Origin of the sequence: Draconibacterium sediminis (assembly GCF_000949475.1) — a bacterium.
Taxonomy (GTDB): Bacteria; Bacteroidota; Bacteroidia; order Bacteroidales; family Prolixibacteraceae; genus Draconibacterium; species Draconibacterium sediminis.
Map to the genome: position 1 here is coordinate 1 of NZ_JRHC01000014.1, position 6,374 is coordinate 6,374.

At 39.3% G+C, this 6,374-nt stretch carries 3 protein-coding genes; 2 read left to right on the forward strand and 1 reads right to left on the reverse strand.

Translation table 11 applies throughout. The features are described 5' to 3' along the window. Positions 1-1,406 (reverse strand): hypothetical protein (locus tag LH29_RS23405; protein WP_157493819.1); only part of this gene is annotated, 1,406 nt, incomplete at its 3' end. Positions 1,407-2,187: 781 nt separating this feature from the next. On the opposite strand from LH29_RS23405, the gene LH29_RS23410 reads away from it, so the two are divergent. Continuing rightward, positions 2,188-4,269: an alpha-L-fucosidase gene (locus LH29_RS23410; protein WP_045033889.1), complete on the forward strand. Its 2,082-nt coding sequence runs from the start codon at positions 2,188-2,190 to the stop codon at positions 4,267-4,269. 25 nt (positions 4,270-4,294) lie between these two features. After that, a complete protein-coding gene (locus tag LH29_RS23415) occupies positions 4,295-5,662 on the forward strand; it encodes an alpha-L-fucosidase (RefSeq protein WP_045033891.1) in 1,368 nt (455 codons plus the stop codon). Positions 5,663-6,374 lie beyond the last annotated feature (712 nt).

Here is a 6,374-nt window from a genome sequence, read left to right on the forward strand (position 1 = left end):
TTAGCGGTAAGGTAAGCCAAAGTATTTGTAGCAGGAGTTGCATCAGCAGGGCTACATCCTTCGTCGTTGATTGCAGTGAGGGTTCCTGTAATTGCAGGAGCCTGAGTATCGTCAACAGTAATAGTTTGCTGAGCAGTAGTATCGTTTCCGCAAGCATCGGTAACAGTATAAGTTCTGATAATTGTCCAGGGGCATTCGCCGGTTGGTTCAGCATCAGAGCTGGTAACAACAAGATTATCCGTACCACTCGCATCTGTAATTATTAAACCGTTAGCGGTAAGGTAAGCCAAAGTATTTGTGGCTGGAGTTGCGTCAGCTGGACTACATCCTTCGTCGTTTATTGTGGTAAGGGTTCCTGTAATTTCTGGTGCCTCTCCATCCCCAGGTGTCACATCAAAAGTACCTTCGAAAAGGCAACCATTAGCATCAATTATTGAATAGGCTTGTCCATTTCCGGCAGTAACAACAAAAATTCCAGTGGTATTTGGAGTCCCGTCAACAGAATAAGTCAATGTGCCAGTACCACCATCTCCATCAATGTCAATAGTAGCGAATCCTCCCGAGCAACTAATGGGGGTAGTTATTGAATAGCTTGCAGTAATAGCATCTGGTTCACCGATAGTTAAGGTACCACCATCAGAATGTCCATCAGAATCTGTGGCCGTCCATGTGTAGCTACCAGCACTTACATTATTAAAAATGGCAGTAGAGTTTGTGGATAACGGTATGCTATTAAAAGTAACACTGTAAGGAGCTGTACCACCACTTACTATGAATTCTACAGAAGTAGTTTCTCCATTACAACTTATTTTACCAGGATTAGGAACTACAATAAATGGTCCTTGTGCAACAATATCTTCAATTTGAGCATTACACGCAGAGTAATTTCCTGTTAAACATGTAGGTGTATTGTCGTCGGTATTATCCCACCCAACGATCATATTTTCAAGACCAACCAAACTATTTATCTCTCCATTGATAATATAACCAGGTATTGGTTGGTATATTTTATATTTATTGGTTTGTATTTCGCCAGCTGCATGAGCCTGAATAAAATCATCTTCTTTTGTGCCATCGTTCTTGTAAACGATTAAATTAAACTGGGCGAATAAATCATATTTTTTCCCGGTTTTTTCTACGTTAATAAAAACATAAGCGTCAGCAGAATCAATACCGACAATATTATCGTCGGTAATTTCATCCCCGTTTTCAAAACCTATGTATGCTCCAACCACATCAGCTGAATTTGCGGTACAATTCACCGTTGAATCAGCAGGTTGGCAATCATCACTTTGAAGTAAATCGATGAAGGATTGTGCCTCTGATTCGATCACTCCTAAAAATAAAAACACCAACCCAAGTAGTAGGGTCCGTGTTAAATTTGATTTGGGTAGAATTTTTTTCATATCGATGTTGTTTAATAGTTGCTTAATTCTTTTACATAAAGTCAGAAGCATCACAATACAAATGTTCACTAACACTCGTCTGATTTGCCTAATAAAACTGTTGATATGAAATTTGCGGAAAGATTAAATAACCCCTTATTTTTTACCTTCTTTAAATTTCAGAATCAATAAATTACTTATGCAAATTATGACTTAATATAATAAAAACCAAATTTTAATTTGTAGTTTGCTTCGTCCATTTTAATCTACAATAATGTTTAGTACGTTCGTGCTTTAATTATGCAATCAGTATGCCATTAGTAATAAGTAGCTCATTTATAGATATATGGGTGAGATTGGCATTCTGTTTTATCGTTTCATTTTGGGACATAACTCCCGTAATGGAAAAATAAATACAGAAAAGTATTTTAATAAAAATCGTAATTATGTTATTCTTTTTGTTGCGTATTTTAAGTATTTGATGACTTTTTATTTCAATCTGCAATAACTGCTGGCTATTTACTATATGCATGCTTATGAATAATGTCTCCCGATTTATGACTGTTGGGGTGGACTTAGGAGAGTTTACCACTATTGCCTGCCGGCAGTGAAGGTGAGCCAGGTAATAGAAATGTTCTTATTGGGATCAGTTTCCTCGCCAATTTTGTTGTGAGGAGTTCAGATCAATCTACACTTGATTCTTATATTGATAGCATCTCATGTTTGTCTTGAGATAAAACAGCTTTTTCAAATATTCATTATATATTTATCAAGTTTATAAAAATATTAAAATCTAAAACCAATGACCAACAGATTATTTGGGCTATTTGTACTGTTAATTTCTGTTTCATGCAGTAATGTAGCTCCTCCGGAACCCGTATTACCCGTGCCTTCTGAAAGACAATTGGCGTGGAATGACATGGAATATTATGCGTTTGTTCATTTTAATATGAATACCTTTTCCGATATGGAATGGGGCTTTGGTGATGAAGATCCCGATACGTTTAATCCAACCGAATTGGATTGCCGCCAGTGGGCACGGATTTGTAAGGAAGCCGGAATGAAAGGAATTATTCTTACAGCTAAACACCACGATGGATTTTGTTTGTGGCCTACGGCTACTACTGAGCATTCGGTTAAAAGTTCTTCATGGAGAAATGGGGAAGGAGATGTGGTACAGGAATTAGCTGATGCGTGTAAAGAATACGGTTTAAAACTGGGGCTTTATCTGTCGCCATGGGATCGTAATAATCCGGAATACGGAAACGATAAATACATCGAGATTTTCAGAGCACAGTTGCGTGAGTTGATGACCAACTACGGCGATGTTTTTGAAGTTTGGTTTGATGGTGCCAACGGTGGAACCGGTTATTACGGTGGTGCCAATGAAGAACGTCGGGTGGATAAACTTACTTATTACGACTGGGAAAATACCTATAGGATTATTCGCGAGTTACAACCTAACGCCGTAATCTTCTCTGATGCAGGACCTGATGTAAGATGGGTCGGTAATGAAAATGGATATGCTTATCCAACCACATGGTCAAACTTATTACGCGATGAGATTTACGGTGGGATGCCTGAATATTCAAAAAAATACAGCAAGGGGCAGGAGAATGGAACGCACTGGGTGCCGGCTGAGGTTGATGTGTCTATCCGTCCGGGTTGGTATTATCATAAATACGAAGATCACAAAGTGAAAACTTTGCCGCAGCTGCTCGATATATATTATAATAGTATAGGCCGAAATGGTTCGCTGCTCATTAATTTCCCGGTTGACACTCGCGGCTTGATTCATGAAAAGGATGAAGAACAAATTCTAAAACTGGCCGAAGCAGTAAAAGTTGATTTTGCCAACGATCTTGCCGCCGGAAAAATTGCAGAAGCCACAAACGTAAGGGGTAATTCAAAGAAGTATAAAGCCGCCAACGTTACCGATAATGATCCGGATACCTATTGGGCTACCGACGATGACGTTATTCAGGCATCATTAACCATTGATCTGGGTGAAGAAACAACCTTTAATCGTTTCCTCGTTCAGGAAGATATTCGATTGGGACAGCGTGTTAAGGCATTTTTGGTAGAGGCATATATTAATAATAAGTGGGAGGAGATCGATTCTCAAACTACAATCGGTAGAAAACGTATTTTGCGACTGCCGGAAACTGCTGCTTCGAAAGTTCGCTTTACCGTTAATGATTCAAAAGCCAGTCCCGTCATCACAAAAATCGGCATTTACCATGCGCCAAAAGTTATTGTTGAACCTAAAATTTCGAGAACGAAAGAGGGTATTGTTAATATCGAGGCTTTTGATAATGGACTTAATATCTATTATACTGTTGATGGAACGGAGCCTGATCTTAATTCATTAAAATACAATACGCCGTTTGAATTATCTCAGAAAGCAACCGTAAAAGCCATTGTTGTTGATCCGAATGAAAACACAATGAGCACAGTTTCGGTCGCTGAGTTTGATGTTCCTAAAACAAAATGGAAAGTAGTTGGGAAATATAAAGATGCAGAAAAGACAAACCTGATTTTCGATGGAAATGAAAATACGGCGTTTACAATTGGAGAATCAGCGCCTGTCGATTTTATTTTCGACCTTGGGGAAAGTCTGGTCATTACCGGGTTTAAATACCTGCCCGATCAGCAACGTTTCAATCCCGGTATCATATTTAATTACAAGTTGTATTTAAGTAACGATGGTAAAAGCTGGAAACAGCCGGTTGCAGAAGGTGAGTTTTCCAATATTCGAAACAGCCCGGTTTGGCAAACAAATAGTTTTGCTCCGGTAAATGCACGCTATATTAAATTCACGGCATTGTCTCCGGCCGAAGAGAATGGCAAAGTTGGAATTGCGGAATTCGATGTTATTACATAATAATATATAAGCTAAACCAAAAAGTATGAAAAAAGCAATTTTATTGATTATGCTGATAGCGGTTTTGAACCAGTTGGCATTCTCGCAAAAGAAAATTTGGAATGAAACCCCGGAGCAAAAAGTCGAACGAATGAAGTGGTGGACCGATGCACGTTTCGGAATGTTTATTCACTGGGGGTTGTATGCGCAGGCAGCGCGTCACGAGTGGGTAAAAAAACGTGAACGAATTTCGGATGAAGATTACCAGAAATACTTCGAGATTTTTAATCCTGATCTTTTTGATCCGTCAGAATGGGCAAAAAAGGCCAAAGCTGCCGGAATGAAATATGCAGTTATTACTACCAAACATCACGAAGGTTTTAATATGTTCGCATCAGATTACACCGATTATAATGTTATGAATACGCCGTATGGTAGGGATATAATAAAACAATGGGTGGATGCTTTTCGTGCCGAAGGCCTTGGAATCGGATTTTATTATTCCTTAATCGACTGGCATCATCCTGAATATACTATTGACCGGGTTCATCCGCAAAGTGCATCTTCAAAAGAAGAGTACGATGAGCTGAATAAAGATCGTGATATGAGTATTTATCGTGAATATTTGAAAAACCAGGTTCGCGAGATATTAACTAATTACGGACAGATCGATATTCTTTGGCTGGATTATTCTTTTCCGGGAGAGTTTGGAAAGGGAAGAGACGATTGGGGATCGATCGATCTCATGAAAATGGTTCGTGAGTTACAGCCGGGTATTATTGTTAACGACCGTGCCGACCTGAAAGATTATCAGGGCGGATGGGATTTTACAACACCCGAACAGTTTAAGGTGGATAAATGGCCCGAAGAGAATGGAGTGCGAATTCCCTGGGAAACCTGCCAGACGTTTTCCGGTTCGTGGGGCTATTATCGCGACGAGCATACATGGAAAGACAATAAACAGTTGCTTGTATTATTAATAGAGTCGGTAAGTAAAGGAGGCAACCTGTTGTTAAATGTAGGGCCAACTGCCCGGGGTACTTTTGATGAGCGTGCGGATAAAGCGCTCGTTGAAATGGGAGAGTGGATGAAGTATAACAGCAGGTCGATATATAATTGTACGCAGGCGCCCGACGAATTTGAAGCGCCGGATAACACATTGTTAACATACAATCCGGAAACAAACCGATTGTATGTACACTTGTTGGACTACCCATTGCAGAATTTCCTGATGCGCGGATATGGCGATAAAGTGAAATATGCCCAGTTCTTGCACGATGCTTCCGAGATAAAGATCGGCAAACCATACGGACATTGGATAGAGCAAAAGCATGCCGAAAATGATATAAATCTGTTGCTTCCTGTGAATAAACCCAATGTTGAGATCCCCGTAATTGAACTGTTCTTAAAATAACAGGAGTTTAGATAAAGCATATGAAGGCCCTGGAAGTTATTTTTCAGGGCTTTTTGTTTTGATTAAAAGCATTATTTCATCGCAATTATTTAATACAAGAAGTGTAACCCTATTTGGTTCTTCTCGTAATAATCAATCCGTCTACTTTTTTTTGAAAATAGATGATATCTGGCTTTCAGTTGATTAGGGAAAACAACGAAAAAAAGATGTCTAAAAAGGGTGTAAAAGTTTGGAAGTATAAAAACCTTGATTACTTTTGCAGCCGCTTTGAGAGAAGCGATGTTCATAGAAACGGTGGGATACAGAACGGCAAAGGCAGGGTCGTTAGTTGGGAAGGAGATTTCGGTCTTTGGAACGGCGAAACGGTTCGAAAAAACTTTAAAAAGTATTTGGCAGAAACAAATTAAGAATTACCTTTGCAGCCGCTTTGGAAACGAAGCAACGTTCAAGTGACAAGATTATGGGTAAAAGACGAGTGGTTGGAAGGCTGGTGGAACGGCACTGAAAATCGCGTCAAAGCCGCAGAAACTTTAGCAATAAAGTTTCAAAAAAAAGCGAAAAAAGTTTTGGAGGTTTTGAAAAAGTAATTACCTTTGTCGCCCCGTTAAAAGGGAAACGAGTTCTGGCAAACGAGAGAAGATTTAAGGAGAAGAGATTGTCAGAGAAAAATATTAGAAAAGTAGATGACCGGCATTAAGAGGTAGACCAAAGG

Coding starts and splice junctions, on each gene's coding strand:
- LH29_RS23410 (WP_045033889.1), top strand. CDS start 2,188: ATGACCAACAGATTATTTGGGCTATTTGTACTGTTAATTTCTGTTTCA.
- LH29_RS23415 (WP_045033891.1), top strand. CDS start 4,295: ATGAAAAAAGCAATTTTATTGATTATGCTGATAGCGGTTTTGAACCAG.